Here is a 25,449-nt window from a genome sequence, read left to right as displayed (position 1 = left end):
CCCACAGCGCGGGCGCGCACCCGCGAGGAGGCCCGCAAGGAGGTCCGCAAGGAGGCAGGGTCGCCCCGGTGCCGCGAACATGGCCTCGGCCGCACCGCTAGAGTGGAGAGTATGAACGCACAGGGTGCCGGAGGTGAACCGCTCACCCCTCTGACCATGCAGCAGACCATGCAGAGGGGCCCCCGCCGCGCGCCCGTCCCCCAGCCCCCGCGCCCCGAGGGCGGCCTGCCCACGGTGGAGGAGGTCAGCGCCGGCGGCGTGGTCATCCGGCCCGGTGCCCGCGGCTTCGAAGCGGCGATCATCGCACGCTACAACCGCGGCGGACGCCTGGAGTGGTGCCTGCCGAAGGGCCACCCGGAGGGCGAGGAGGACTATGCCTGCGCCGCCGTGCGCGAGGTCGAGGAGGAGACCGGGATCACCGGCAGCATCCTGACCACCCTGGGCAGCATCGAGTACTGGTTCACCGTGCCCACCCACCGGGTGCACAAGACGGTCCACCACTTCCTGCTCGAGGCGGTCGGCGGGGTGCTGACCATCGAGAACGACCCGGACCACGAGGCCGTCGACGTCGCCTGGGTGGCGCTGGAGGACCTGGACCGGACCCTGTCGTTCCCGAACGAGCGGCGCATCGTCGGTGCGGCGCGCCAGGTGATCGCGGACACGCTGTAGGTCCGATGCACGCGGCCGCAGGTTATAGTCATCGCCGATGAGTCAGACCGCATCCGCCACCCAGCAGTCCGGCCACGAATCCGGCCATGAGTCCGCGAAGGCCTCGCACATCCCCGAGGGCGGGATGGCCCGCGCCAGTGCGCTCATGGCCTCGGGCACCCTGGTCTCCCGCGTGCTGGGCTTCATCCGCACCGCGCTGCTGGCGATCGCCATCGGGTCGACGGCGATGGTCGGGGACATCTTCGAGAAGGCCAACACGGTCCCGAACATCATCTACATGCTGCTCGCCGGCGGCATGTTCAACGTCGTCCTGGTCCCTCAGCTGATCAAGACCGCCAAGCGCCCCGATCAGGGGGCCGACTACACCTCCCGGCTGCTCACGCTGTGCGTGATCATCATGGGCATGGCCACGCTGCTGCTCACCCTGGCGGCGTATCCGCTGATCTCCGCGCTGACCCTGGACTGGTCGCCGGAGATGCTGGCCCTGGGCACCGCGTTCGCCCTGTGGACCCTGCCCCAGGTGTTCTTCTACGGGCTCTACGCCGTGGTCGGTCAGATCCTCAACGCGAACGCGAAGTTCGGCTGGTACATGTGGGCGCCGGTGCTGAACAACATCATCGCCATCTCGGTGATCGTCTCCTACATCGTGATGTTCGGCTCCTTCCAGGACGACGGCGACCAGCTGTCGGAGTGGACCACCGCCCAGACGGTCTGGCTGGGCGCCGGCCACACGGTGGGCATCATCGCCCAGGCCCTGCTGCTGTTCTGGCCGCTGCGTCAGCTGCCGTTTCCGGTGCGCCCGAAGTTCGGGTGGAGGGGCATGGGGCTGCGCTCGGCCGGGCGGATCGCCGGGTGGACCCTGGCGACGATGGTCATCGGCAACATCGCAAACCTGGCGTACATGCGCCTGATCTCGGGAGCCACCGCCAGCCGTGACGAGCTCGGCGAGGCGGCGGCGTCGGTGCCGGGCGAGTACGCGGCCAATGCGGCGCAGCTGATCACGGTGCTGCCGCATTCGGTGTTCGTGCTCTCCATCGCCACCGTGCTGTTCAACCAGCTGGCCCGCTCCATGGACACCGGCCGCTTCGAGCGTTCGAAGGAGCTCATCAACGAGGGGCTGCGCATGTTCGCGATCCCGGTGATGTTCTGCATGGTCGTGATCCTGGTGCTGGCCGGACCGCTGGGCCGCCTGTTCGGAGGCGGTGCGGAGACCGCGCACCTCTCGGGGGCGGCGATCGGCCAGCTGCTGGTCCTGCTGGCCCTGGGCATGCCGTTCCGGTCGGCGAACTTCTACCTGATGCGGGTGTTCTACTCGGCCGAGGACGCCAAGACTCCGTTCGTGGTGCACGGGATCATCGCGGTGATGTGCCTGACGGTGTCCTACGGGCTCAGTCCGTTCCTGCCGAACAACGTGCTGCCGTACCTGGTGATCGGTCTGTTCTCCTTCGCCCACGTGGTCCAGTACATGATCGTCCACCGGTGGGTGGTCCGCCGCTGGGGCGAGTTCGACTTCGGTTCGGTGATCAGCGCATACGCCCGCACCGGGTGGGCCGCGGTGGCCGCCGGCGTCGTCGGCGCCGGGGTGCTGTGGCTTCTGGGCGGATACACCTGGGGCTTCGCCTGGGAGTCCATCGCCACCGCACTGGTGTCGTGTGCGGTGGTGGGCACGGTCATGGGCGTGGTGTTCGTGGTGATGCTGCGGGTCATCGGGGTGCGCGAGTTCGACGACGTCGTCGCCCAGCTGGCTCGCAGAATCCCGGCCCTGGCCCGCCTGAGCCGGTAAGCTGAGGCGCAGCCAGTAGCCCGCCGAACCCATCCCTGCAGGAGGACCGCCGTGCCCCAGCCTTTCGCCGTCGGCGACGTGGTCGGAGGTCGTTATCGCATCACCCACCACGTGGTGACCTCCGCCGATCAGGACATCGTGTTCGAGGGCACCGACCAGGTGCTGAACCGTGAGGTGAGCATCCTGCTGGCCTCGCGCTCCAACGCCAAGCAGGTGGCCACCTCGGCCAAGGAGCTGGCCACCGGCGAGCGGGTCTCGGACGTCCAGGTCCTGGATCTGGGGCTGGCGGAGGACCGCACGTACCTGATCGCCTCGCTGACGGATCCGAACGGGCTGCTGGATCTGGTCGTGCCCGATGCCGCCCCGTATGTGGAGCCGTTCTTCACCGATTCCCTGGGTTCGGAGATCTTCGGCCAGTCGCGGGTGATGGAGCCGGAGACCTACCACGACGATGAGGAGTACTACGCCGCGCTGACCGAGCCGGAGGCGGAGACCGGGAAGAAGCGGCCGGCGCGACGTCGTCCGGGCTTCCTGGACCGCGTCTCGGACACCCTGAACCGGCGGCTGGGGACCTCGGAGTCCCGCGGGACGCGGGATGCGCACGCCGAGGCCGGAGCGGAGGCGCCGCAGGACGCGGACCAGGTCACCGAGGCCGCGCGGGAGGACGCTGAGTCGGACCAGGCTGGGGCATCCGAGACGGATCCGCAGTCCGCCGAGTCGACCTCGACCGTCGGTGCCACGACCGGCGCGACGACCGGCTCGGCGACCGGCTCGGCGACCGACGCCGCGACCGAACGGGCCGAGACGGAGGACGCCGTGAGCGCCGGGCAGGAGGCCCTGGAGCAGCGCGGCACCGGCATCGCCGATGCTCCGCAGGCCCCGGTGGCCGCCTACCGCGAGACCGAGATGCCCGAGATTCCGCAGCCGGATCTGCCCGAGCGCATCGATGAGACTGAGGAGCCGGAGGAGCTCACCGGTCTGCCCGAGGCCCAGGACCCCGAGGCGCATGACGATGAGCCGGGTCAGGAATCGGCACAGCAGCCGGTGCAGCAGGAAGCACAGCATGCGGGCGAGGAGCCTGCGGAGGAGCCGGAGGAGTTCTCCGCCTCGGCCGCGGGGGTCTCCGAGGTGCCGAGCTCGCGCCGTCCGCGGCGGGGCCGCCGCCCCGAGCGGACCTCCGGCATCACCGCGGGCATCCCCGCCCTGGCGGATCTGAGCCTGGCCTCGGCCGCCTCCGCCTCGGACACCGAGGAGGCCTTCGGCGTGCGTGCCGACGAGCACGGCGGCTACGTCCGACTCTCCGAGGCCGATGCCGCCCGTGGACTTCCCGAGGACCACGACGACGCCGCCGGCGAGCACCAGGGCGAGCACCGGGGCGAGCACCGGGGCGAACAGCCGCTGGGGGCCGCCTCGGCCGCGTCGGCCGATGCGTCCCCGGAGGCGCAGGCCGAGCAGGACAGGACCGACCCGTGGGCCGAGGATCCGGATCCCGAGGACGTCGTCGACGATCCGCCGGCCGAGCCCATCACCGACTACGACCGGCCGCGCGCCGGAGCCGCGGCCGCCGGAGGGGCCGCAGCGGGCGCCTCCGCCGCGGCGGTGGCCGGGACCGACGTCTCCGGAGAGCTCTACTCGGAGCAGCACGATCCCGGTTCCGCCTCGGCGGGCACGGGTGCGGCCTTCGTGGACGACGAGGAGCATGAGGCCCGCCGCGGCGACCGTGAGGCCGCCGTGGTCGGCGGCTCCGGCGGCGGTGCGGCGGCCGCAGCGGGTGGGACCCGCGGCTCGGGCCCCGGACGCTGGTTGGCCCTGCTGCTGCTCGGCGCCGTGCTGCTCATCGTGGGCATCGTCATCTTCACCCAGCTCGGCGGCGGGGACGACGTCGCCGACGGTGACGAGGACCAGGACGAGGAGGCCGTCGCCGACGGCGAGGATGACGGCGAGGCCGATGAGCCGGAGCTGGAGATCGCCTCGGTGACCCGTGAGGTCCCGGACAACGAGGAGCTCGGTGAGGACTTCGACGAGGATCTGAACAACCTCATCGACGACGACGAGTCCACCAGCTGGGGAACCTTCAACTACGGCAGCGCCGCGTTCGGCGGCTACGCCTCGGAGATGGCCGTGGTCGCCGAGCTCGAGGAGCCCGGTGAGGTGACCCAGGTGACTGTGGATCAGGACCCGGCCCAGCAGGGCGGCTCCTTCGAGATCCTGGTCAACGACGAGGCGACCGTGGAGGGTGCCACGAGCGTGGGCAGCGGCAGCTTCGGCGACGAGCCCGCCGTGGTGGACCTCGACGAACCGACCGAGGCCTCCTACGTCATCCTCAGCATCTCGGAGGTCCCGGAGAACTCCGAGCCGGACAACCCGGACCTGCCGTACCGCCTGGACATCCGGGAGTTCGACGTCCGCTGACCTCCGTCCCAGGTGCGGCCGGAATACTCCCGCCCCCGCGACGGTTCCTGTTCTCCGAGAGGGGCGGTCGCGTCGACGCCCCGCCGAGACAACGAAGGACATCCCTCACGTGACTGAACAGACTCCCGACACGGTCCATGACGTCGTGATCGTCGGATCGGGCCCCGCCGGCTACACGGCGGCGGTCTACACCGCCCGGGCGAACCTCAAGCCGGTGGTCCTGGCCTCCTCCGTCACCGCCGGCGGAGAGCTGATGAACACCACCGACGTGGAGAACTACCCCGGCTTCCCGCAGGGGATCATGGGTCCGGACCTGATGATGGAGATGGAGCAGCAGGCCACCCGGTTCGGCGCCGACGTGCGACACGAGGACGCCGCCGCGCTGCGGCTGGATCAGCCGATCAAGGAGATCACCCTGGGCGACGGCTCCATGCTGCATGCCCGCAGCGTCATCCTGGCCACCGGCTCGGCCTACCGCGAGCTGGGCGTCCCCGGGGAGAAGGCGCTCTCCGGCCACGGGGTGAGCTGGTGCGCCACCTGCGACGGCTTCTTCTTCCGTGAGCAGCACATCGCCGTGGTCGGCGGCGGCGACTCCGCCATGGAGGAGGCGCTGTTCCTGACGAAGTTCGCCTCCAAGGTGACCGTCATCCATCGGCGGGACCAGCTGCGGGCCTCGCAGATCATGGTCGACCGTGCCATGGCGAACGAGAAGATCGAGTTCATCTGGAACACCGAGGTCACCGAGGTGAAGGGCGAGGGCAAGGTCTCCTCACTGGCCCTGCGCAGCACCGTCGACGGCACGGAGTCCTCCCTCGATGTGACAGGACTGTTCGTGGCGATCGGTCATGACCCGAGGGTCGAGCTGTTCAAGGATCAGCTGGAGCTCACCGCCGAAGGCGTGGTGAAGGTCGAAGGCCGCAGCTCCCGCACCTCCCTCCCCGGAGTCTTCGCCGCCGGCGACGTCCTGGACCCCACCTACCGTCAGGCGATCACCGCCGCCGGCTCCGGCTGCGTGGCCGCGCTCGACGTCGAGCATCACCTGGCCGACGACGACGCCGCACAGATCGCCGAACGTCCGTGGGTCGGCGAGACCGTCTGAGGACGGGCGCCGACCGCACTACCGACCTGAGTACCCCTGCCGCTGAAAGGATCTGATCATGACAGACCTGAAGAATGTGACTGACGACAGCTTCGACCAGGACGTCCTGCAGGCTGAGAAGCCTGTGATCGTGGACTTCTGGGCCGAGTGGTGCGGTCCCTGCCGCCAGCTGACCCCCATCCTCGAGCAGATCGCCGACGAGCACGCCGAGAAGGTCGAGGTCGTGAAGGTCAACGTGGACGACAACCCCGGAATCGCCGCGAAGTTCGGCATCACCTCCATTCCGGCGGTGTACGGCTTCAAGGACGGCGAGCACGTCCACACCTCCATCGGTGCCAAGCCCAAGGGTGCGATGGAGGAGGAGTTCGCCGACTTCCTCGGCTGAGCCTCGGTACGACGCCCCCACAGACGGAGGCCCCGCAGCGATCATGAGAATCGCTGCGGGGCCTCCGTCGTCCGGGGGACCTTCTCAGGCTCGGGCGCCGGGGCCCATCATCTCCATGAGGCGGTGCAGGTCCTCGATCGAGCCGAAGTCGATGGCGATCCGCCCCTTCTTCGCCCCCAGGGTGATCTTCACCTGGGTGTCGAGCCGATCCGTGAGCGCATCGGCGTACTCATCCAGCTGCTGGTACCGCGCGGTCGACGGCAGCCGATCGGTGGTTCCACGTGAAACACCCTCGTCCTGCTGCTTGGCCACCGTGACCGCCTCTTCGGTGGCACGTACGGACAGACCCTCGGCCACGATCCGCTGCGCCAGTGCATCCATGGACTCTTCGGAGTCCAGACTCAGCAGGGCGCGAGCATGTCCCGAGGACAGCACCCCGGCCGCCACACGACGCTGCACCTTCGGCGGCAGCTTGAGCAGACGGAGCGTATTGCTGATCTGTGGTCGGGATCGTCCGATGCGGGAGGACAGCTCGTCCTGGGTGCAGGAGAAGTCGTCGAGGAGCTGGCGGTAGGCGGCCGCCTCCTCCAGCGGATTCAGCTGTGAACGATGGATATTCTCCAGCAGCGCGTCCCTGAGCAGCTCATCGTCCTTGGTGGAGCGGATGATCGCCGGGATCGTCTCCAGGCCGGCCTGCTTGGAAGCCCTCCAGCGACGCTCACCCATGACGAGTTCGAAGGTGTCGTCCTCCAGTACTCGGACCACCACCGGTTGGAGCACACCGATCTCCCGCACCGAGTGGACGAGCTCATCCATGTGCTCCTCGTCGAACTCCGTGCGCGGCTGACGAGGATTGGGCGAGATGCTCGCCACCGGCACGGCCCGAAACTCTGCGCCGTCGACGGTGTTCGTCCCCGAGTCGGCGACCGCCTCGGTCCATGCCGAGCGTTCTCTGCTCACTGCATGCGTGTCATAGTCTTCATAGTCATTAGCCTCTGACGCTCTTCCCGGTGCTGACGGGGATTCCGCCGACCGTGCACTGGCTGAGGAACGTGCCCCTCGAATCTCTGGCATCTCAGCCCGCGCCGCGCCGGGAGTCCGACGAGCACTGGTCCGCGGCAGCGAGGAGCTGTCCTCACGTGTGATCCGGCGTGTCCCGAGGTGCGACTTCGCCGAGAAGAACACGTCGATGGGGCGGGCAGGATCCGTGGTCTCCGTTTCACGTGGAACATCCGATGCCGTATCAGTCGCCGACTCCGATGGCTTCTGCTGCGACGGTGCCGGTTCTGGCTCAGAGCGACGCCGCTCGGCACTGCCGTCGTCTGCCGAGACGTGTTCGGCGTTCGTCACATCGTCAGCGTCTGTTCCACGTGAAACACCAGGTGCAGTCTCTGGCCCCGGCGAACCTGCAGGAGAGTCCTGTCCGGCCTGAGCCACAGTGGTCTGCCCCGACTGGGCGGGCTGATCCGCCTCCACCTCGGCCTGTTCCGCCTCCAGTTCACGCGAATCGCTGTTGATGAGGGCACCGAGTCCCCGACCCAGTCCCCGCCGTCGCCGTTCACTCATCCAGATCGTCCCTTCCTCGGTGACCCCATGGGATCCGCAGCATCGACCACCCATTCTAGTGAGTGATGCGAGAACTGAGGGGACCTCGGAGTCCAGACACATCCTGCATGTTTCACGGGAAACATCCATCGCGTCCCCTGGCGAGCCGAATGACCGTCGCCGCACACGTTTCACGTGGAACCACACATCGCTGATCCCTGATCGGTCAACCTGATCAACCAGGCATGTTCCACGTGAAACACAGACGCGCCTCCATCTGTGCAGATGGGGGCGCGTCATCGATTCGGGGCAGGTGTCGACGATCCTGCCGCCACGAGGGTCAGCGGTTCTGCTCGACTCCTCGCGTCGAGATCTCGGCGGCAGCCTCAAGATAGGCCAACGCACCCGTCGACGTCGGGTCGTAGCTGATGACGCTCTGCTGATACGACGGGGCTTCGGAGATTCGGACGTTGCGTGGGATCAGGGTGTTCAGGACGTTGTCGGGGAAGTACTCACGGACCTCCTCGGCCACCTGAGCCGCCAACCGTGTGCGACCGTCGTACATGGTGAGGAGGATCGTGGAGATCTCCAACTCATTGTTGAGGTGCTTCTGGATCATCTCGATGTTCCGGAGCAGCTGGCTCAGTCCCTCCAGCGCGTAGTACTCGCACTGGATGGGGATCAGGACCTCACGTGCGGCGACCAGTGCGTTCACGGTGAGCAGCCCCAGAGAGGGCGGGCAGTCGACGAAGACGTAGTCCAGGCGCTCCAGTCCTTGAGCCTCTCGGTACTCGTGGTAGGACTTCAGCGCCCTCTGCAGCCGCTGTTCACGAGCCACCAGGGAGACCAGCTCGATCTCCGCACCGGCCAGGTCGATGGTCGCCGGGACCACCTGCAGGCGGTTGACGTCGGGGCAGTCCTGGATGACATCCGAGATCGGGAAGTCCTCGATGAGGACCTCGTAGATCGAATCCCGGTCCGTGCCGTGCGGGATGCCCAGTGCGGTGGACGAGTTGCCCTGCGGGTCGATGTCGACGACGAGCACGTTGAACCCCTGATCGGCCAGGGCCGCCGCCAGGTTCACCGTGGTCGTGGTCTTGCCGACTCCGCCCTTCTGGTTGGAGACCGTCAGGACGCGGGGCTGCTTCGGACGCTGAAGGGTGGTCTCAGCCAGGGCCCGGCGACGCCGGTTCTCCTGAGCCAGTTCGGCTCCGAGGGGGGAGGAGGCGTCGACGCCGTCGATCACTGATCCGCTGTCGGTGCTCTGGGCGACCGTTTCCCGTGAAACATCCTGACCTGCCACTGGGGCACTTCCTCTCTCAGCTGTGCTGCGGTCTGCTCCGCCCGAGGCGGTTCATCCATCGATCGAGTCTAGGGCACGTCTACGGCATGGCTCTGACCTGGGACGATCACGACTCCGTCGCAACTCTGTCCGATCTTGCCGCTGTTCTGCCCCGTGCTGCGTGTACTCAGCGACGGCGGATCCGCACGACCGTGGTCGGCTCATCGAGCAGGTCCTCACCTAAGAGCATGATCTCCGGTCTCCGCATCCGATGCCGGGACAGCGCCTTGCCGGCGGCCTCGATCTCGTCCGCAGCGCTGCGCCCCTTGATCAGCATCAGTTCGCCGTCGTCGTCGAGCAGCGGAACTGTCAGTGGCAAAAGCTTCTTCAATGCTGACACCGCGCGTGCGGTGACCACATCGGCCATCACCTCGTCGCTGACCTCTTCGGCACGTGCGCGGATGAGCTCCACATTGCTGAGACCCAGGTCCCGGATCACCGTGTCCATCCACTGCACGCGGCGTTCCATGGGCTCGATGAGCTGGAAGTCCACGTCGTCACGGACCAAGGCCAGTGCGATGCCGGGCAGACCTGCACCCGATCCGACGTCGGCGACGGTTCCTCCGGAAGGGAGCTCTGCGCCCAGGACCGCACAGTTGAGGACATGGCGGGACCACATGCGGGGAATCTCCCGGGGGCCCAGCAGCCCATGCTCGAGGCCGGTGGAGCACAGATGCTCCACGTAGCGTTCGACCAGCGGAAGCCGGTCGCCGAAGATCGCCTCGGCGGCCGAGCGTTCGGCCGCCGTCATCTCCGGGGGCGGACCGCCCTGCTCGGGCAGTCCCTCCTCCGGCTGCGGTGTCTCAGTGCTCATGGGAGTCGGTCCGGCCTCCTGCCGGCGGTGTGGCTGTCGGTCCGGCGGTGTCAGGAGGCCGAGACGACGACGTGGCGTCGCTTGCCCTCGCCCTCGGACTCACTGACCAGGTCCTCGTCGGCGATGAAGTCATGGACGATCTTGCGCTCATAGGCGCTCATCGGCTCCAGGTGGACCTTCTCCCCGTGGTCCCGGACTTTGGCGACGGCGTCGTCGGCGAGCTCCTTGAGCTCCTGCTGACGCTCCTCTCGGCGACCGGCGATGTCCAGGACCAGTCGGGTGCGGCTGCCGGTGGCGGTGAGCACGGCCAGACGGGTGAGCTCCTGGAGGGCGTCGAGCACCTCTCCGCGGCGTCCGACCAAGTCCTCCAGCTCATCGGAGTCCCCCTCGGCCACCACGGAGATGAATGTGCGGTCCCCACGGACCTCGATGTCGATGTCGCCGTCGAGGTCCACGATGTCCAGCAGCTCTTCGAGGTAGTCGGCGGCGATGTCGCCCTCGTCCTCGGCACCGCTCTCCTGCGCGTCCCCGTCCTGCTGGTCTTCGTCCTGCTCGGCGGAGTCCTGCGTCTCACCGGCGGTGGGCTCCTGGGGCGCCTCGTCGGCGTCGCCGGTCTCCTGCGGCACCTGCTCGGTCGTCTCCTGCTCGGTCGTCTCCTGCGGTGCCTGCTCCGCGTCGTGCGTCTCGGTCTGCGTGTCGCTCATCGTCACTTCTTCCTCTTCTTGCGGGAGGGCTGCGCGTTCTGTCCCAGGTGCTTGCCGCTGGGCTTGGGCTTCTCCTCGGCCTGCTCGGCCTCACCCTTCTTCTCGTGGATCGGGGGCAGTCCGCGGGCGGCCCGACGCAGGTTGAGCTCCTTCTCGGCCTGGGAGCCCGGGGTCGGGTTGTTGCGGATGACCCACCACTGCTGACCCATGGTCCAGAAGTTGGTCGCGGTCCAGTAGATCAGCACACCGACGGGGAAGTTCACACCACCGATGACGAAGACCAGGGGCAGCGCGTAGAGCATGACCTTCTGCATCTGCGCGGCCTGGCCGGTCATGGCGGCCTCGGACATGTTCTTGCTCATCAGCTGCTTCTGGGTGAAGAACTGGGTGAGCACCATGGTCACGATCATCACCGCGGTGAGGATGATGACGTTCCACTCGGTCGGGCTGGAGTTGAAGGCCGGCAGGAAGATGTCCGACATGCCGACGCCGAAGATCTCCGAGTTGTCGAAGGACTGGACCTCGGAGGCGGAGAGGGCTCCGTAGCCCTCCTGCTGGTACTGCTCCTGCCGCATGCGGTTGAGCATCCAGAACAGCGCCAAGAAGATGGGCATCTGCGCCAGGATGGGCAAGCACATCATGAAGGGGTTGACCTTGTGCTTCTTGAACAGCGCCTGCTGCTCCTGCGCCATCGCCTGGCGGGAGACCGGGTCCTTCTTCCCCTTGTACTTGGCCTGGAGCTTCTGGACCTCCGGCTGGATCTCCTGCATGCCGCGCTGCGACTTGATCTGCCGGACGAACAGCGGGATGAGGATGATGCGGATGACGATCACCAGCATCACGATGGAGATCGTCCAGTTCCAGCCCGAATCGGCCCAGTCGCCGTCGTCGCTGAACAGTGTGAGCAGGTTGTGGAACATGCTCAACAGCCAGGAGACCGCCCAGGTGAACGGGAGCAGGAGTGTGTCGAAGAAGCCCATGTGTCTCTCAGAGTCGTGATCGCCGGGCGTCCATGCGCGTGCGTGCCCGGCACTCCGGAATCGACGGTGCCGACGAGTCGGAACTCGTCTGCGCAGGTCAGACCGTCTCTGACCGGTCAGTCTGAGGGTTCGGCCTCAGCGGCGGCACAATCGTCATCCGGAGGGATCGGCGGATGGTTTGTCTCTATGATCGACGGAGTCGACCCCTCAGGCCAAATCCGTGCGGCCTGCGGGACGTGATCCACGCCGCCGCCGGTGAACGGGTTGCATCGCAGCACCCGCCATGCGGTCAGCCCGCCGCCGCGGATCGCCCCGTGGACGGTCACCGCCTCCAGCCCGTAGGCGGAGCAGCTCGGGTAGAAGCCGCAGACCTGGCCGTAGAGCGGGGAGATGAGCCGACGGTAGAGCTTCAGCAGTGCGGCGAGCACCGCCGAGGGAGCGCTGCGGAACCAGCCCCAGCGCTGGCGGCGCAGCTCCTCGGGCGTCGGTATGGGGCCGGGGACGCCCGGCTGTTCGCCGATCTCGACGTAGAAGTCCCTGTGGCGGACCCAGGCCTGCTCCCGATCAGCCGCGGTGCGACCAGTCATCGCGACCGCCCGGGAGTCTGGGCGGTGCGACGGACGGCCTTGCCGATCGCGCGGTGGACGGCCGCGGCCAGCTCGTCGCGCAGCTGCGGGTGGTCGAGTCCGGTGATCTCGGGCAGGGCCCGGACGACGACGTCGGCGCACAGCAGCCTGCTCCCGTCGTCTCCCTGATCCTCGTCGGGGCCCGCGTCCGTGTGCTCTCCGACCTGCTCGTCGAGCCGGCCCAGCGGACCGTCGGCGTCGTCGAGCAGGTCGCGCACCAGGTGACGCAGGCGCCGCTGGGTGCGGTGGCGGACCACCGAGTTGCCCACGGCCTTGGAGACGATGAACCCGCAGCGCCAGGCGGCTGAGTCCTGCTCGGTACGCGGCGCCAGGCGGACGGACACGACGAGGGTGTCGGCACCGGCGCGAGCCCCGCGCCGCATGACCGCACGGAAGTCGGCGCCACGGATGATGCGGTGCTCACGCGGCAGCATGGGACTCCTCGGGCGGGGTGCGGGGCGGCGGGTCCGGATGCACGAACGGCCCGCGCCTCCCCCGGGGGAGGACGACGGGCCGTCGTCTCCTCGACGTGGTCTCACGTCGTGGTGCGGCCGCCGTGGCGGCCGAAGCTGTGTCTCAGGCCGAGAGCGCCTTGCGTCCCCGGTTGCGGCGGGTCGAGATGATCGAACGGCCGGCACGGGTGCGCATACGGGAACGGAAGCCGTGCTTACGGCTGCGCTTGCGGTTGCTCGGCTGGAAGGTCCGCTTGCTCACTGTGTACTCCCCATGGATGGTTCACGACATCGGTGCGGAACGGGGCCCGTCGGGGCCGTCTCGAATCCGCAGATCGGTGTCGCCCGAGGGCAGGAGTGTACTCCGTTCCGCTGTCAGGGCGACCTGTCAACACTAGGGCAGGGTTCGAGGACCCGTCAAGACGACGTCGCGCGGGTCTCGTTATCCACAGTTTGGACCCCTTCTTCTCCACATCGGTGGAGAACTCGCCGTCATATGTCGCATCCGTGTGCCTGCGGGGATCCCTCGGAGGCGACTGTCGCAGCTGGACCGCTGTCCACAGCTGAACGGTGGTCTGACGGAGGCGTCATCCACAGGTTGCGGGTATGGTCGGGGGACGAGCCGGCGTGACCCGTCGGATCTGAGGTCTTCGGCAGGAGGGAGCAGCGTGTCCGTGGACTCTGAGCACGGCGTCGCAGAACGCTGGGAGCAGCTGATCGCCGAGCTGCGCGACCATCACGGGATCGGCGGGGTCCAGCTGGCCGACGTCGGCCGGGCCCAGCCCCAGGGGGATCAGCTGATCGGCGACACCCTGGTCATCGCCGTGCCCAACGAACGGCTGCGTCGGCTGATGCAGTCGACCCTCCAGACTCAGCTGAGTCAGGCGCTGCGGACCGTCTTCGGCAGGGACATCCTGTGCGCCTATGTGATCGACCCCCAGCTCGCGGCCCAGCAGCTGGCGGACTCCGACGGCGACGGTCCGGCATCCCGGCCCACACCTCCGCGTCCGACGGGGCCCCCGGGCGCGGCCGGTCCGCGTCCGACGGCCGATCCCTCTCCCCGGTCGGCGGCCTCAGCCTCCTCCACCGCCTTCGACGACGTCTATCCGACCCTGTCGCACACCGCACCGGCTCCCGCACAGCCGACGGGTCCTCAGCCGACCACGATGCAGCCGACGGGTCCTCAGCCGACCGGACCCTCGGGGATGGCCCAGCACGAGACCCTGCTCTCGGCCGCGGCCGCAGAGGATCAGGCCGGCAGCTTCAAGACCTCCCGGCTGAACCCGCGCTACACTTTCGACACCTTCGTCATCGGTTCCTCGAACCGCTTCGCCCATGCGGCGGCCAATGCGGTGGCCGAGGCCCCGGCCAAGGCGTACAACCCGCTGTTCATCTATGGGGACTCCGGACTGGGCAAGACCCACCTGCTGCACGCGATCGGCCACTACGCCCAGCGTCTCTATTCGGGGATCCGCGTCCGGTACGTGAACTCCGAGGAGTTCACGAACGACTTCATCAACTCCATCCGTGACGATGAGGGCGCGAGCTTCAAGAACGCCTACCGCAGCGTGGACGTGCTGCTGCTCGACGACATCCAGTTCCTCGCGGACAAGGAGCGGACGGTCGAGGAGTTCTTCCACACGTTCAACACGCTCTACAACAACAACAAGCAGGTCGTGATCACCTCGGACCTGCCGCCCAAGCAGCTCTCCGGCTTCGAGGAGCGGCTGCGCTCCCGGTTCGAGTGGGGGCTGATCACCGACATCCAGCCCCCGGACCTGGAGACCCGGATCGCGATCCTGCGGAAGAAGGCCACCGCGGAGAACTTCTCCTGTCCGGACGACGTCATGGAGTACATCGCCGACAAGATCTCCACGAACATCCGTGAGCTCGAGGGTGCGCTGATCCGCGTGACCGCCTATGCCTCGCTGAACAAGCAGGCGGTGGACCTCCCACTGGCCGAGCAGGTGATGCGGGATCTGATCAGCGACGACAACGTCCAGGAGATCACCGCCGAGCAGATCATCGACGCCACCGCTGAGTACTACAGCTTCACCGTCGAGGAGCTGATGTCGAAGTCGCGGAACCGGACCCTGGTCACCGCCCGGCAGATCGCGATGTATCTGCTGCGGGAGCTTACGGAGATGTCGCTGCCGAAGATCGGGCAGGCCCTGGGCGGCCGCGACCACACCACGGTGATCTACGCCGAGCGGAAGATCCGTGAGCTGATGGCCGAGCGGCGCGCGGTGTTCAATCAGGTCACCGAGCTGACGAACAAGATCAAGCAGCAGCGCTGACCGCACAGGCTCATCACATCCGGGACCACATGGTGTTCTGAAGTCAAGTCCGTGGTCTACAGCTGTGGAGAACACGGCCCCTCACATCTCACACATATGTAGTTCGGCAGGATCCTGCGGCTGGTCGTCGTCCGAGCCGTCGAGTTCTCCACAGTTCTGCACACATTTCCACAACCGGACGTGGATTCTCTCCACCGGGCATCCCACACCTGTGGAGAAGATCGTGGACGAAGGACGAAGAACTGCCGCAGACCTGGGGACGACGAGGCACTTCCTGCGGAGATCGCCGTCACGGCGGGGATCTCCGTCCACGGCCCGTTCACAGGCGAAACGGAGGAATTCCACCGTCCGGTGCACAGGAGGATCCGCGCAGAACACGTGGAGGAGCCCGTTATCCACACTTTCCACATGACTTGTTAACACTTCTCCCTATTCCAGAGAGATACAGAGAGCACACACTGGCTCCACGGCACATCGAACACTCCGATCCGGTGCCCGAACTCAGATCGCATCACTACATGTGGTCCGACCGTCCGGGCCCGAAGGCATATATGCCTGTGGATCGGCAGTGGCATCGTGACCGACCTGACAGGTAGGCTCAACTCTCGACACAGCGGCGATGATGCTTGACATCCGTGCAGGCTCCGCTCCTGACCCGCATCGAAAGGCGATGATCAGTGAAGTTCACTGCGGCGCGAGACGTCCTGACCGAGGCCGTCTCCTGGACGGCCCGTGCGCTCTCCCCCCGTCCGCCTGCTCCGGTGCTCTCCGGTCTGCTGATCACCGCTGAGGGGCAGACCGTCACGATCTCCAGCTTCGACCACGAGATCTCCGCTCAGCTGCACATCGAGGCCGACGTCGAGACCGAGGGCACCGTGCTGGTCTCCGGACGACTGCTCAACGACATCGTCAGAGCGCTGCCGGACGCACCGGTCACCGTCGAGCAGCAGGACTCCAAGGTCCTGGTCACCTGCCGGTCCTCAAAGTTCACCCTGGCGACGATGCCGGTGGACGAGTATCCCGAGCTTCCGGCCATGCCGGAGCTCGCCGGCACCGTCGACGGCGCCGCCTTCGCCCGTGCCGTGGCCCAGGTCATCACCGCGGCTTCGAAGGACGACACCCTGCCGATCCTCACCGGGGTCAAGGTGGAGTTCGAGGGCGACACCATGACCTTCCTGGCCACCGACCGCTATCGGCTGGCCATGCGGGAGATCACCTGGGCTCCGGCCCGGCCCGACATCTCGACCTCGGCGCTGATCAAGGCCAAGACCCTCAACGACGTCGCCAAGTCCCTGGCCGGCGGCGGTGAGCTCTCCATCGCGATGAGCGATGAGGCGGAGATGATCGGCTTCTCCTCCGGCGGCCGCCGGACGACCTCGGTGCTGGTCGACGGCGACTACCCGAAGATCCGTCAGCTCTTCCCCGAGCAGACCCCCATCCACGCGGTGGTCCGGACCGGGGAGCTCATCGAGGCCGCCCGTCGCGTCTCGCTGGTCGCCGAGCGGAATTCGCACGTGCGGCTGCAGTTCACCGAGGACCAGCAGCTGGTCCTCGACGCCGGCGCCGACGACGCCGCGGCGGCCTCGGAGGTCGTCTCGGCGGATCTGACCGGGGAACCGATCACCGTCGGGTTCAATCCGATGTACCTGAACGAGGGGCTCAACGTCATCGACAGCGAGTACCTGCGGTTCTCCTTCGTCTCCGCCCCGAAGCCGGCGATGATCACCGGCCAGGACACCCCCGACGGGGAGAATTCCAGCGACTTCCGGTATCTGCTGATGCCGGTCCGTCTGCTCAACCAGTGAGCCGTCCGTGCGGCTGAGTCATCTCACGCTGCAGGACTACCGCAGCTACGCCGAGGCGCAGATCGAGTTCGCGCCGGGGCCGAACGTGCTGCTGGGCTTCAACGGGGTCGGCAAGACCAACGTCGTCGAGGCCGTCGGCTATCTCTCCACACTCTCCTCCCACCGGGTCTCCCAGGATGCGCCGCTGGTGCGCCACGGCACGGACCAGGCGATCATCCGTGCCCAGGCTCATCGCGGATCCCGGGAGGCGCTGCTCGAAGTGGAGATCAACCCGGGTCGGGCGAACCGGGCCCGGATCAACCGCGGATCGGCGGTGCGGGCCTCCGAGGTGCTCGGGGTGCTGCGCACCGTGCTCTTCGCCCCGGAGGACCTCGAGCTCATCAAGGGCTCCCCGGGGGTGCGGCGTCGCCTGCTCGACGACCTCGCCGTGCAGCTGCGTCCGGCTCTGGGGTCGGTGCGCCTCGACTACGAGAAGGTGCTGAAGCAGCGCAACGCCCTGCTCAAGTCGATCCGGAACGAGGGATTCACCGCCACCCACGAGTCCACTCTCGACGTCTGGGACCACCAGCTCGCCGACGCCGGATCCCGGGTGCTGCACGCCCGGCTGGAGGTCCTCGAGGCGCTGCGGCCCCATGCGGCGGAGGCCTATCAGCAGCTCTCCGGCAGCGTGCGCACTGCGACCATGGGCTACCTCAGCTCCCTGGACGGCCGAGGCGAGGACTCCGCGGGGGGTCCCCCCGACGGTGAGGTCGTCGCCCAGTCCGTCCCGCCCCGGGAGCAGCTCACCGAACGGATGCTGACCGGGCTGCAGGGGGCCCGGAAGCAGGAGCGGGAGCGGGGGATGACGCTGGTCGGTCCCCATCGGGATGATGTGCACCTCAGCCTGGACGAGGTGCCGGTCAAGGGTTACGCCTCCCACGGGGAGACCTGGTCGTTCGCCCTGGCCGTGCGCCTGGCCGGATACCGGGTCATGGTCGACGACGATCCCTCCGACGGGGGCCGTCCGGTCCTGATCCTCGACGACGTCTTCGCTGAGCTCGACGCCCGCCGGCGTCGTCGTCTGGCCGATCTGGCCTCGGAGGCCGAGCAGCTGCTGGTCACCGCCGCCGTCGACGACGACGTCCCGGAGCCTCTGCTCGATCACGCCTTCCGGGTCGAGTCGGCGGACCAGATCTCACAGATCACACAGATGTCTGCCGTTGAGGATCAGCAGTGAACTCCCCGACCATCGTCGGCCCCGCCGGGACCCCGTCGCCGGAGCCGGAGCCCAGTCCGGACGGCATCGCCGCCAGCCAGGTGGAGGATGCCGCGGGGATCCTGCTCGCCCGGATGCGTCGGGCCGCCGAGTCCCGCGGCGAACATCGGCTGCGCGGTGTGCCCCGGTCGGGTTCCCTGGCCGGCGACCCGCGTGCCGGGGCCCGCCGCGCCGCCGAATCGGCAGGGTCGGCAGGATTCTCGGGATCCTCCGGGGCGCGCGGGTCCGGGCGGGACCCGAGCCTGCTCGGTCCGGTGGTGGATCGGCTGATCGCCCACCGCGGATGGACCGCCCCGGTGGCGGTGGGGTCGGTGGTCGCCCGCTGGGATCAGCTGGTGGGTCCGCAGGTCGCCGAGCACTGCCGGCCGGAGAGGTTCGAGGACGGGGTCGTCGACGTCGTCTGCGACACCACCGCCTGGGCGACGAACCTGAAGCTCATGCAGCCCCAGCTCATGGACGTGTTCACCCGGGAGCTGGGCCGCGGCATCGTCACCGGTCTGCGCATCCGCGGACCCCAGGCTCCGTCGTGGAAGAAGGGCCGGCTCTCGGTGCGCGGACGGGGCCCCCGGGACACCTACGGGTGACCGACGCCGTCGGACGCGCTCCTGCCGCACTGCCAGGCCCGTGGGCGACCCCGGCCTCACATGCGGACCGGCTGAGCGCTGGGAGCGGCCTTCTGAGGCCGCGCAGGGTGACTTCCACACCTCACCGACCCTCCCACTGAGGCATCAGGCGGTTTTCGCGGTAGACTGACACCCGGCCCGAGCAGCAGTCTCGGGTCGGTCCATGTCCCGGCCGCGACACCACTTCCAGGTGGCCGGCCCCCGGTGCTGAAGGAGACGGCCGAAGCTCGTGACCTCGGAAGACACACCCACGGATCACGGAGGCGACTACGGCGCCTCCGACATCACCGTCCTGGAGGGCCTGGAGGCCGTCCGCAAGCGTCCGGGCATGTACATCGGGTCCACCGGTGAGCGCGGTCTGCACCACCTGGTCTACGAGGTCGTGGACAACTCGGTGGACGAGGCTCTGGCCGGCCACTGCAGCGAGATCGAGATCGTGCTGCAGGACGACGGCGGGGTCCGCGTCTCCGACGACGGCCGCGGCATCCCCGTGGACATGCACCCCACTGAGGGCAAGCCCACCGTCGAGGTCGTGATGACCGTCCTGCACGCCGGAGGAAAGTTCGGAGGCGGCGGCTATGCGGTCTCCGGCGGTCTGCACGGTGTGGGGATCTCGGTGGTCAACGCACTGTCGACCCGTGTGGAGACCACGGTGAAGCGGCAGGGCCGCACCTGGCACATCGCCTTCGGCACCGGCGGAGAGACGGTGTCCCCGCTGAGCGAGGGCGAGGCCACCGACGAGACCGGCACCACCCAGGTCTTCTACCCGGATCCGAGCATCTTCGACGAGGTCGAGTTCGACTTCGAGACCCTGCGCGCCCGCTTCCAGCAGATGGCGTTCCTGAACAAGGGGCTGCGGATCGTGCTCACCGACGAGCGGGACATCGAGGCCAACCACGTCATCATCGACGAGGTCGTCTCCCACCAGGAGGAGACCGCCGAGGACGCCGAGACCCCGGCCGAGCCGGGCGAGTCCGCCGAAGCGGTGAGCGAGATCCCCACCGGTCGGAAGGTCGTCTACCAGTACGACCACGGCCTGCTGGACTACGTGAACCACCTGAACACCACGAAGAAGGCCGACACCGTCCATGAGGACGTGATCGCCTTCGAGTCCGACGACGACGAGCGCGGCATCACCGCCGAGGTGGCGATGCAGTGGACCCTGACCTACTCGGAGTCGGTCCACACCTACGCCAACACGATCAACACCCATGAGGGCGGCACCCATGAGGAGGGCTTCCGCAGCGCGCTGACCAGCCTGGTCAACCGCTATGCCAAGGAGAAGCAGATCCTCAAGGAGAAGGACGACAACCTCACCGGCGACGACATCCGCGAGGGTCTGACCGCGGTGATCTCGGTGAAGCTCTCCGAGCCGCAGTTCGAGGGTCAGACGAAGACGAAGCTGGGCAACACCGAGGCCCGCGGCTTCGTCCACCGGGTCGTCCACGAGCAGCTCAGCGACTGGCTGGAGCGCAATCCGGGCTCGGCGAAGGACATCATCCGCAAGGCCCAGTCGGCCGCACAGGCCAGGGTGGCGGCGCGCAAGGCGCGGGAGAACGCCCGGCGGAAGTCGCCGCTGGAGTCGATGGGTCTGCCGGGCAAGCTCTCGGACTGCTCGTCGAAGGACCCCTCCCGGTGTGAGATCTACCTGGTGGAGGGCGATTCGGCCGGCGGGTCGGCCAAGCGCGGTCGGGACCCGGAGACCCAGGCGATCCTGCCCCTGCGCGGCAAGATCCTCAACGTGGAGCGGGCCCGGCTGGACAAGGCGCTGTCCAACGCGGAGGTCCAGTCGATGATCACCGCCTTCGGCACCGGCATCGGCGAAGAGTTCGACATGGAGAAGCTCCGTTACCACAAGATCGTGCTGATGGCCGACGCCGACGTCGACGGCCAGCACATCACCACCCTGATGCTGACTCTGCTTTTCCGGTACATGCGTCCGCTGATCGACGGCGGCTACGTCTACCTGGCGCAGCCTCCGCTGTACCGGCTGAAGTGGTCCAACGCCCCGCACGACTACGTGTTCACCGACGCCGAGCGCGACGCGGCCCTGGAGGACGGTCACGCCAAGGGTCGCCGGCTGCCGAAGGATCAGGGCATCCAGCGGTACAAGGGTCTGGGCGAGATGGACTACTCGGAGCTGTGGGACACCACCATGGACCCGGAGCACCGGACCCTGCTGCAGGTCTCCATGGAGGACGCCGCGGCCGCGGACGAGATCTTCTCGGTCCTGATGGGCGAGGACGTCGAGTCCCGCCGCGGGTTCATCCAGCAGAACGCGAAGGACGTCCGATTCTTGGACATCTGATGCCCCGTCGTCCCCGGCATCATCCGTCCTTCGACCCAGCCGTCCTCGATGAGGGAGAGCACCGTACGTGAGTGAGAACACTGAGAACCCCGGCACCGGCGAGTCCTCGGTCCTGACCGACCGGGTCCGCCAGGTGGACCTGCAGACCGAGATGAAGCGGTCCTACCTGGACTACGCGATGGCCGTCATCGTCGGCCGTGCGCTGCCGGACGTCCGCGACGGGCTCAAGCCGGTCCACCGCCGGGTCATCTACGCGATGTACGACGGCGGCTTCCGTCCGGACCGCTCCTTCAACAAGTGTGCGCGCGTGGTCGGCGACGTGATGGGCAACTACCACCCCCACGGCGACACCGCGATCTACGACGCCCTGGCCCGCCTGATCCAGGACTGGGTGATGCGCTACCCGCTGGCGCTGGGTCAGGGGAACTTCGGCAACCCGGGCAACGACGGCCCGGCCGCCCCGAGGTACACCGAGACCAAGATGGCCCCGCTGGCCATGGAGATGGTCCGGGACATCACCGAGGACACCGTCGACTTCCAGGACAACTACGACGGTCGCCAGCAGGAGCCCACCGTGCTGCCGGCCAGGTTCCCGAACCTGTTGGTCAACGGGTCCTCCGGCATCGCCGTCGGCATGGCCACCAACATCCCGCCGCACAATCTGCGTGAGGTGGCCGCCGGGGTGAAGTGGTATCTGGAGAACCCGGAGGCCTCGCGTGAGGAGCTGCTGGAGGCTCTGCTGGAGCACATCAAGGGCCCGGACTTCCCCACCGGGGCGCAGATCCTGGGCACCCGGGGCATCGAGGAGACCTACCGCACCGGTCGCGGGTCGATCACGATGCGTGCGGTGGTCAACGTCGAGGAGATCCAGGGCCGGACATGCCTGGTGGTCACCGAGCTGCCGTACCACGCGAACCCGGAGAATCTGGCGCTGAAGATCGGGCAGCTGCTGCGCGACGGCAAGGTCTCCGGCATCGCGGACCTGCGCGACGAGTCCTCCGGGCGCACCGGTCAGCGCCTGGTGATCGTGCTCAAGCGCGATGCGGTGCCGAAGGTCGTGCTGAATCAGCTGTACAAGCACACCCAGCTGCAGGAGAACTTCTCGGCGAACATGCTGGCTCTGGTCGACGGGGTGCCGCGCACGCTGAGCCTCGACGCCTTCGTCCACCACTGGGTGATGCACCAGATGGAGGTCATCGTCCGTCGCACCCGGTTCCGTCTGGCCAAGGCGGAGCGGGAAGCACACATCAAGGTGGGTCTGCTCAAGGCGCTGGACGATCTGGATCGGGTGATCTCCACGATCCGCGGGTCCTCCACGGTGGATGCCGCACGGGAGAACCTGAAGGCCCTGCTGGACATCGACGACGACCAGGCTCAGGCGATCCTGGACATGCAGCTGCGCAAGCTCGCGGCCCTGGAGCGTCAGCGTCTGCAGGAGGAGTACGACGAGCTCATGGAGCTCATCGCCGACTTCAAGTCGATCCTGGCCTCCGAGGACCGTCAGCGGGAGCTGATCTCCGAGGAGCTCGACGGGATCGTGGACAAGCACGGCGACGAGCGGCGCACCCACATCCTGCTCGGTTACGACGGGGACATGTCCATGGAGGACCTGATCCCGGAGGAGGACGTGGTCGTCACCGTCACCCGGGACGGGTACGTCAAGCGCACCCGGATCGACAACTATCGGGCGCAGAACCGCGGCGGCAAGGGGGTGCGCGGGGCGCAGCTGCGCGCCGACGACGTCGTCGAGCACTTCTTCGTGACGACCACGCACCAGTGGATCCTGTTCTTCACGAACCTGGGCCGGGTGTACCGGTCCAAGTGCTATGACCTCATGGAGGCCGGCCGGGATTCCAAGGGCCAGCACGTGGCGAACATCGTGGCGTTCCAGCCGGAGGAGCACATCGCCGGTGTGCTGCCGCTGCGCAGCTATGACGACGCCCCGTACCTGGTGCTGGCCACCAAGGGTGGGCTGGTGAAGAAGACGAAGCTCACCGACTACGATTCGCCGCGTCAGGCCGGGGTCATCGCGATTAACCTGCGCGAGGACGACGAGCTGGTCTCGGCGAAGCTGGTCTCGGACGAGGATGACCTGATGCTGGTCTCCCGGAAGGGCCAGTCGCTGCGCTTTACCGCCACCGACGACGCGCTGCGTCCGATGGGCCGTGCGACCTCCGGTGTGACGGGGATGAAGTTCCGTGAGGACGATGAGCTTCTCACCGCTGATGTGATCACCGAGGACTCCTACGTGTTCGTGGTGACCGAGGGCGGGTATGCGAAGCGCTCCTCGGTGGAGGAGTACCGGGTGCAGGGCCGTGGTGGTCTGGGCATCAAGGTCGGCAAGCTGGTCGAGGACCGGGGCGACCTGGTCGGGGCGATGGTCGTCGAGTCCGACGACGAGGTCCTGGTGGTCATGGCGTCGGGCAACGTGGTGCGTTCTGCGGTGGAGGGTGTGCCCTCGAAGGGCCGCGACACCATGGGTGTGATCTTCGCCAAGCCGCGCGGCAAGGACAGGATCCTGAAGGTGGCCCGCGCCTCGGGTGACGCCCTGGCCGCGGCGGGTGAGGAGGCCGCCGATGACGGGGCCGCTGAGGGTGCGGATTCCGCGGTGAGTGCGGCTTCCCCGGATGACGGTGAGGCACTGCCGAGCACCGGCGACGATGCAGTAGCGTTGGATCCTGACCGCGAAGACGTCGATGGAGGACAGCAGTGAGCGCGAACAGCAGCGAGGGCGGGGAGTCCCGCCCGGCCAGCCGGTTCCCGGCACCGCGTCCCCGTGCCCACGGCGCGTCCTCCGGTGAGCGGTCCGGCGGCGCGAAGGCTGAGACCTCGCAGACGTCGTCTGTGCCCAGCTCCAGGGCCGGCACTGCGACCGAGGAGAAGCGGGCCGCTGAGAGGCAGCCGGCACGTCCGACCGCCGATGAGGCGGAGAAGCGTGGTCCCGCCCCTGCGGGGAACGCTGGGCGTCGTCCGGCGCCGCGACCTCGTCCGGCCCCTGCCGGGTCCGGCCGTGGGAGGACCAATCCTGGCCTGGTGCGTCCCACTCCGCGGGCCAAGGTCCGCAAGGCGCGGCTGCTGGTCTCGAAGGTGGACCCGTGGTCGGTGCTGAAGATGAGCTTCCTGCTCTCGGTGGCGCTGGGCATCATGACGGTGGTGTGTGCGGTGATGCTGTGGTCGGCGATGGATCTGACAGGCATCTTCGACCGCATCAATGAGCTGCTGGCGCAGATCCTCGGCGACGAGGGCGGCGGGTTCGCCGTTCAGGAGATGGTGACTCTGGGTCAGGTGGCCTCATTCGCCACGATCATCGCGGTGATCAACGTGGTCGTGCTGACGGTGATCTCCATGTTGGCGGCGGTGCTGTACAACATCTCGGCGTCGCTGGTCGGCGGCGTCGGCGTGACCCTGACCGACGACTGATCAGGGGTTTCGGCGGCGTCCGAGGTCGTGACCTCGCGAGGTCGTAGTGATTTTGTGACAGTTCTGGCGCTGGTGTAATGTGGAGTGGTCGTCCTGCGGAGGGCAGTCCCTTACGGGGGTTCCTCAGACTCCCCCGACGACACCAAGGGCGTATAGCTCAGGCGGTTAGAGCGCATCGCTGATAACGATGAGGTCCGAGGTTCAAGTCCTCGTACGCCCACTCTGAAGGTCCCACACCCGGGAGGTGCCGACGATGCGGAGAATCGCGCTGCTGGCCCTGACCGCGGCCGGGATCGTCGGGTACCGCCGCTGGCGTGATGCCGAGGAGGGCCGCAAGGTCTGGGACTCGGCCACCGACTCGCTCGACGGCGAGAAGGACTAACTGGATACCCACCTCGGGGGCTTAGCTCAGCTGGTAGAGCGCCAGCTTTGCAAGCTGGATGTCAGGGGTTCGAGTCCCCTAGCCTCCACCCGCATCCTGGGTGACGGATCGGCCTTAAGGATCTGTGCGACTTAAGATATACGACGCTTACCCAGACTGTATTGCTAAGGTTGCCGGCATGCGATCAACGACTTGATCGTGTGCCTAAACATTACTGAATCACATCACCGTGCCAAGTGAAGACTTCGGCCCAAGACCGCTGCAGGAGCTGAGCCGCAGTGGCCGGTCTATAGGTATCGACCGATCCTCTGAGCACAGTCTCGTTGATTTAGGGGGCTGGGGCTGGATGCAAACTAAGTCCCTCGGATTGTCCTCTGCAAACCTGTACTCGCGATGAACCCATTCCTAGAAGCCCCGACCTACTCAGAAGAGCTCGAGGTTTCTTCTTGCTATGTCCACCCTGTCAGTGGGGGTAATGAATGGGGATTTTTCGGAGTCCCGACGCCGGAGCTGGCTCTCGCCTTCGCGCGCTACCGAAGTAGTGTCGC

21 protein-coding genes and 2 tRNA genes are annotated in these 25,449 nt (G+C 67.5%); 15 read left to right on the top strand and 8 right to left on the bottom strand.

Annotated elements, in window-relative coordinates:
* The first annotated feature begins 168 nt into the window (after nt 1–168).
* The 5 genes from N7E59_RS10670 to trxA all read left to right on the top strand — a co-directional run bounded on the left by N7E59_RS10670 (nt 169) and on the right by trxA (nt 6,348).
* Nucleotides 169–669: an NUDIX hydrolase gene (locus tag N7E59_RS10670; protein ID WP_261624945.1), complete on the top strand. Its 501-nt coding sequence runs from the start codon at nt 169–171 to the stop codon at nt 667–669.
* Nucleotides 670–706: 37 nt separating this feature from the next.
* Nucleotides 707–2,452 carry a murein biosynthesis integral membrane protein MurJ gene (gene murJ, locus N7E59_RS10665; RefSeq protein ID WP_261624916.1) on the top strand — a complete coding sequence of 582 codons (1,746 nt, stop codon included), beginning with the start codon at nt 707–709 and terminating at the stop codon, nt 2,450–2,452.
* Between the two features lie 51 nt (nt 2,453–2,503).
* Nucleotides 2,504–4,864, top strand: a complete 2,361-nt coding sequence (locus tag N7E59_RS10660) for a hypothetical protein (RefSeq protein ID WP_261624915.1) — start codon at nt 2,504–2,506, stop codon at nt 4,862–4,864.
* Between the two features lie 109 nt (nt 4,865–4,973).
* Nucleotides 4,974–5,963, top strand: coding sequence for a thioredoxin-disulfide reductase (trxB, locus tag N7E59_RS10655; protein ID WP_261624914.1), 990 nt, complete (start codon nt 4,974–4,976; stop codon nt 5,961–5,963).
* Between the two features lie 58 nt (nt 5,964–6,021).
* Nucleotides 6,022–6,348 (top strand): thioredoxin, encoded by a 327-nt coding sequence (trxA, locus tag N7E59_RS10650; RefSeq protein WP_261624913.1) that lies wholly within the window; start codon nt 6,022–6,024, stop codon nt 6,346–6,348.
* Nucleotides 6,349–6,432: 84 nt separating this feature from the next.
* Here trxA and N7E59_RS11920 read toward each other — a convergent pair whose 3' ends face one another.
* From N7E59_RS11920 to rpmH, 8 genes are all read right to left on the bottom strand, one after another.
* Nucleotides 6,433–7,914 carry a ParB/RepB/Spo0J family partition protein gene (locus N7E59_RS11920; protein WP_261624912.1) on the bottom strand — a complete coding sequence of 494 codons (1,482 nt, stop codon included), beginning with the start codon at nt 7,912–7,914 and terminating at the stop codon, nt 6,433–6,435.
* 319 nt (nt 7,915–8,233) lie between these two features.
* Nucleotides 8,234–9,196 (bottom strand): ParA family protein, encoded by a 963-nt coding sequence (locus tag N7E59_RS10640; RefSeq protein WP_390905046.1) that lies wholly within the window; start codon nt 9,194–9,196, stop codon nt 8,234–8,236.
* A gap of 166 nt (nt 9,197–9,362) precedes the next feature.
* Nucleotides 9,363–10,049: a 16S rRNA (guanine(527)-N(7))-methyltransferase RsmG gene (gene rsmG / locus N7E59_RS10635; protein ID WP_261624911.1), complete on the bottom strand. Its 687-nt coding sequence runs from the start codon at nt 10,047–10,049 to the stop codon at nt 9,363–9,365.
* Nucleotides 10,050–10,099: 50 nt separating this feature from the next.
* Nucleotides 10,100–10,753 (bottom strand): Jag family protein, encoded by a 654-nt coding sequence (locus tag N7E59_RS10630; protein ID WP_261624910.1) that lies wholly within the window; start codon nt 10,751–10,753, stop codon nt 10,100–10,102.
* 2 nt (nt 10,754–10,755) lie between these two features.
* Nucleotides 10,756–11,733, bottom strand: coding sequence for a membrane protein insertase YidC (gene yidC / locus N7E59_RS10625; RefSeq protein WP_261624909.1), 978 nt, complete (start codon nt 11,731–11,733; stop codon nt 10,756–10,758).
* Nucleotides 11,734–11,849: 116 nt separating this feature from the next.
* Entirely contained in the window at nt 11,850–12,320 is a 471-nt protein-coding gene (yidD, locus tag N7E59_RS10620; RefSeq protein ID WP_315943021.1) for a membrane protein insertion efficiency factor YidD, read from the bottom strand.
* Nucleotides 12,317–12,793: a ribonuclease P protein component gene (gene rnpA / locus N7E59_RS10615; RefSeq protein ID WP_261624908.1), complete on the bottom strand. Its 477-nt coding sequence runs from the start codon at nt 12,791–12,793 to the stop codon at nt 12,317–12,319. Before rnpA ends, yidD begins: the two co-directional genes overlap by 4 nt.
* Before the next feature lie 142 nt (nt 12,794–12,935).
* Nucleotides 12,936–13,073 (bottom strand): 50S ribosomal protein L34, encoded by a 138-nt coding sequence (gene rpmH, locus N7E59_RS10610; protein ID WP_261624907.1) that lies wholly within the window; start codon nt 13,071–13,073, stop codon nt 12,936–12,938.
* Between the two features lie 454 nt (nt 13,074–13,527).
* Between rpmH and dnaA the strand changes: the two genes are divergently transcribed.
* The 10 genes from dnaA to N7E59_RS10560 all read left to right on the top strand — a co-directional run bounded on the left by dnaA (nt 13,528) and on the right by N7E59_RS10560 (nt 24,989).
* Nucleotides 13,528–15,108: a chromosomal replication initiator protein DnaA gene (dnaA, locus tag N7E59_RS10605; RefSeq protein ID WP_390905047.1), complete on the top strand. Its 1,581-nt coding sequence runs from the start codon at nt 13,528–13,530 to the stop codon at nt 15,106–15,108.
* Nucleotides 15,109–15,785: 677 nt separating this feature from the next.
* Nucleotides 15,786–16,913 carry a DNA polymerase III subunit beta gene (gene dnaN, locus N7E59_RS10600; RefSeq protein ID WP_261624906.1) on the top strand — a complete coding sequence of 376 codons (1,128 nt, stop codon included), beginning with the start codon at nt 15,786–15,788 and terminating at the stop codon, nt 16,911–16,913.
* A 7-nt stretch (nt 16,914–16,920) separates the two neighbouring features.
* Complete coding sequence (recF, locus tag N7E59_RS10595; protein ID WP_261624905.1) at nt 16,921–18,129, top strand: DNA replication/repair protein RecF; 1,209 nt, start codon at nt 16,921–16,923, stop codon at nt 18,127–18,129.
* Nucleotides 18,126–18,752: a DUF721 domain-containing protein gene (locus N7E59_RS10590; RefSeq protein ID WP_261624904.1), complete on the top strand. Its 627-nt coding sequence runs from the start codon at nt 18,126–18,128 to the stop codon at nt 18,750–18,752. Before recF ends, N7E59_RS10590 begins: the two co-directional genes overlap by 4 nt.
* 268 nt (nt 18,753–19,020) lie before the next feature.
* Complete coding sequence (gene gyrB, locus N7E59_RS10585; RefSeq protein ID WP_261624903.1) at nt 19,021–21,099, top strand: DNA topoisomerase (ATP-hydrolyzing) subunit B; 2,079 nt, start codon at nt 19,021–19,023, stop codon at nt 21,097–21,099.
* 67 nt (nt 21,100–21,166) lie between these two features.
* The gene (gene gyrA, locus N7E59_RS10580; protein ID WP_261624902.1) at nt 21,167–23,812 is read left to right on the top strand and encodes a DNA gyrase subunit A; all 2,646 of its coding nucleotides are present in this window, start codon (nt 21,167–21,169) and stop codon (nt 23,810–23,812) included.
* A 320-nt stretch (nt 23,813–24,132) separates the two neighbouring features.
* Nucleotides 24,133–24,519: a DUF3566 domain-containing protein gene (locus tag N7E59_RS10575; RefSeq protein ID WP_390905045.1), complete on the top strand. Its 387-nt coding sequence runs from the start codon at nt 24,133–24,135 to the stop codon at nt 24,517–24,519.
* A 146-nt stretch (nt 24,520–24,665) separates the two neighbouring features.
* A tRNA-Ile gene (locus N7E59_RS10570) sits at nt 24,666–24,739 on the top strand.
* A 33-nt stretch (nt 24,740–24,772) separates the two neighbouring features.
* The gene (locus tag N7E59_RS10565) at nt 24,773–24,901 is read left to right on the top strand and encodes a DLW-39 family protein (RefSeq protein WP_261624901.1); all 129 of its coding nucleotides are present in this window, start codon (nt 24,773–24,775) and stop codon (nt 24,899–24,901) included.
* Between the two features lie 15 nt (nt 24,902–24,916).
* Nucleotides 24,917–24,989 (top strand) — tRNA-Ala (locus tag N7E59_RS10560).
* Nucleotides 24,990–25,449: the final 460 nt, after the last annotated feature.

Origin of the sequence: Nesterenkonia marinintestina (genome assembly GCF_025420485.1) — a bacterium.
Lineage (GTDB): Bacteria > Actinomycetota > Actinomycetes > Actinomycetales > Micrococcaceae > Nesterenkonia > Nesterenkonia marinintestina.
This window is presented reverse-complemented; position numbering and strand designations above follow the sequence as displayed.

Coding starts and splice junctions, on each gene's coding strand:
- yidD (WP_315943021.1), bottom strand. CDS start 12,320: ATGACTGGTCGCACCGCGGCTGATCGGGAGCAGGCCTGGGTCCGCCAC.
- N7E59_RS10565 (WP_261624901.1), top strand. CDS start 24,773: ATGCGGAGAATCGCGCTGCTGGCCCTGACCGCGGCCGGGATCGTCGGG.
- murJ (WP_261624916.1), top strand. CDS start 707: ATGAGTCAGACCGCATCCGCCACCCAGCAGTCCGGCCACGAATCCGGC.
- yidC (WP_261624909.1), bottom strand. CDS start 11,733: ATGGGCTTCTTCGACACACTCCTGCTCCCGTTCACCTGGGCGGTCTCC.
- rsmG (WP_261624911.1), bottom strand. CDS start 10,049: ATGAGCACTGAGACACCGCAGCCGGAGGAGGGACTGCCCGAGCAGGGC.
- N7E59_RS11920 (WP_261624912.1), bottom strand. CDS start 7,914: ATGAGTGAACGGCGACGGCGGGGACTGGGTCGGGGACTCGGTGCCCTC.
- N7E59_RS10670 (WP_261624945.1), top strand. CDS start 169: ATGCAGAGGGGCCCCCGCCGCGCGCCCGTCCCCCAGCCCCCGCGCCCC.
- trxA (WP_261624913.1), top strand. CDS start 6,022: ATGACAGACCTGAAGAATGTGACTGACGACAGCTTCGACCAGGACGTC.
- N7E59_RS10630 (WP_261624910.1), bottom strand. CDS start 10,753: ATGAGCGACACGCAGACCGAGACGCACGACGCGGAGCAGGCACCGCAG.
- rnpA (WP_261624908.1), bottom strand. CDS start 12,793: ATGCTGCCGCGTGAGCACCGCATCATCCGTGGCGCCGACTTCCGTGCG.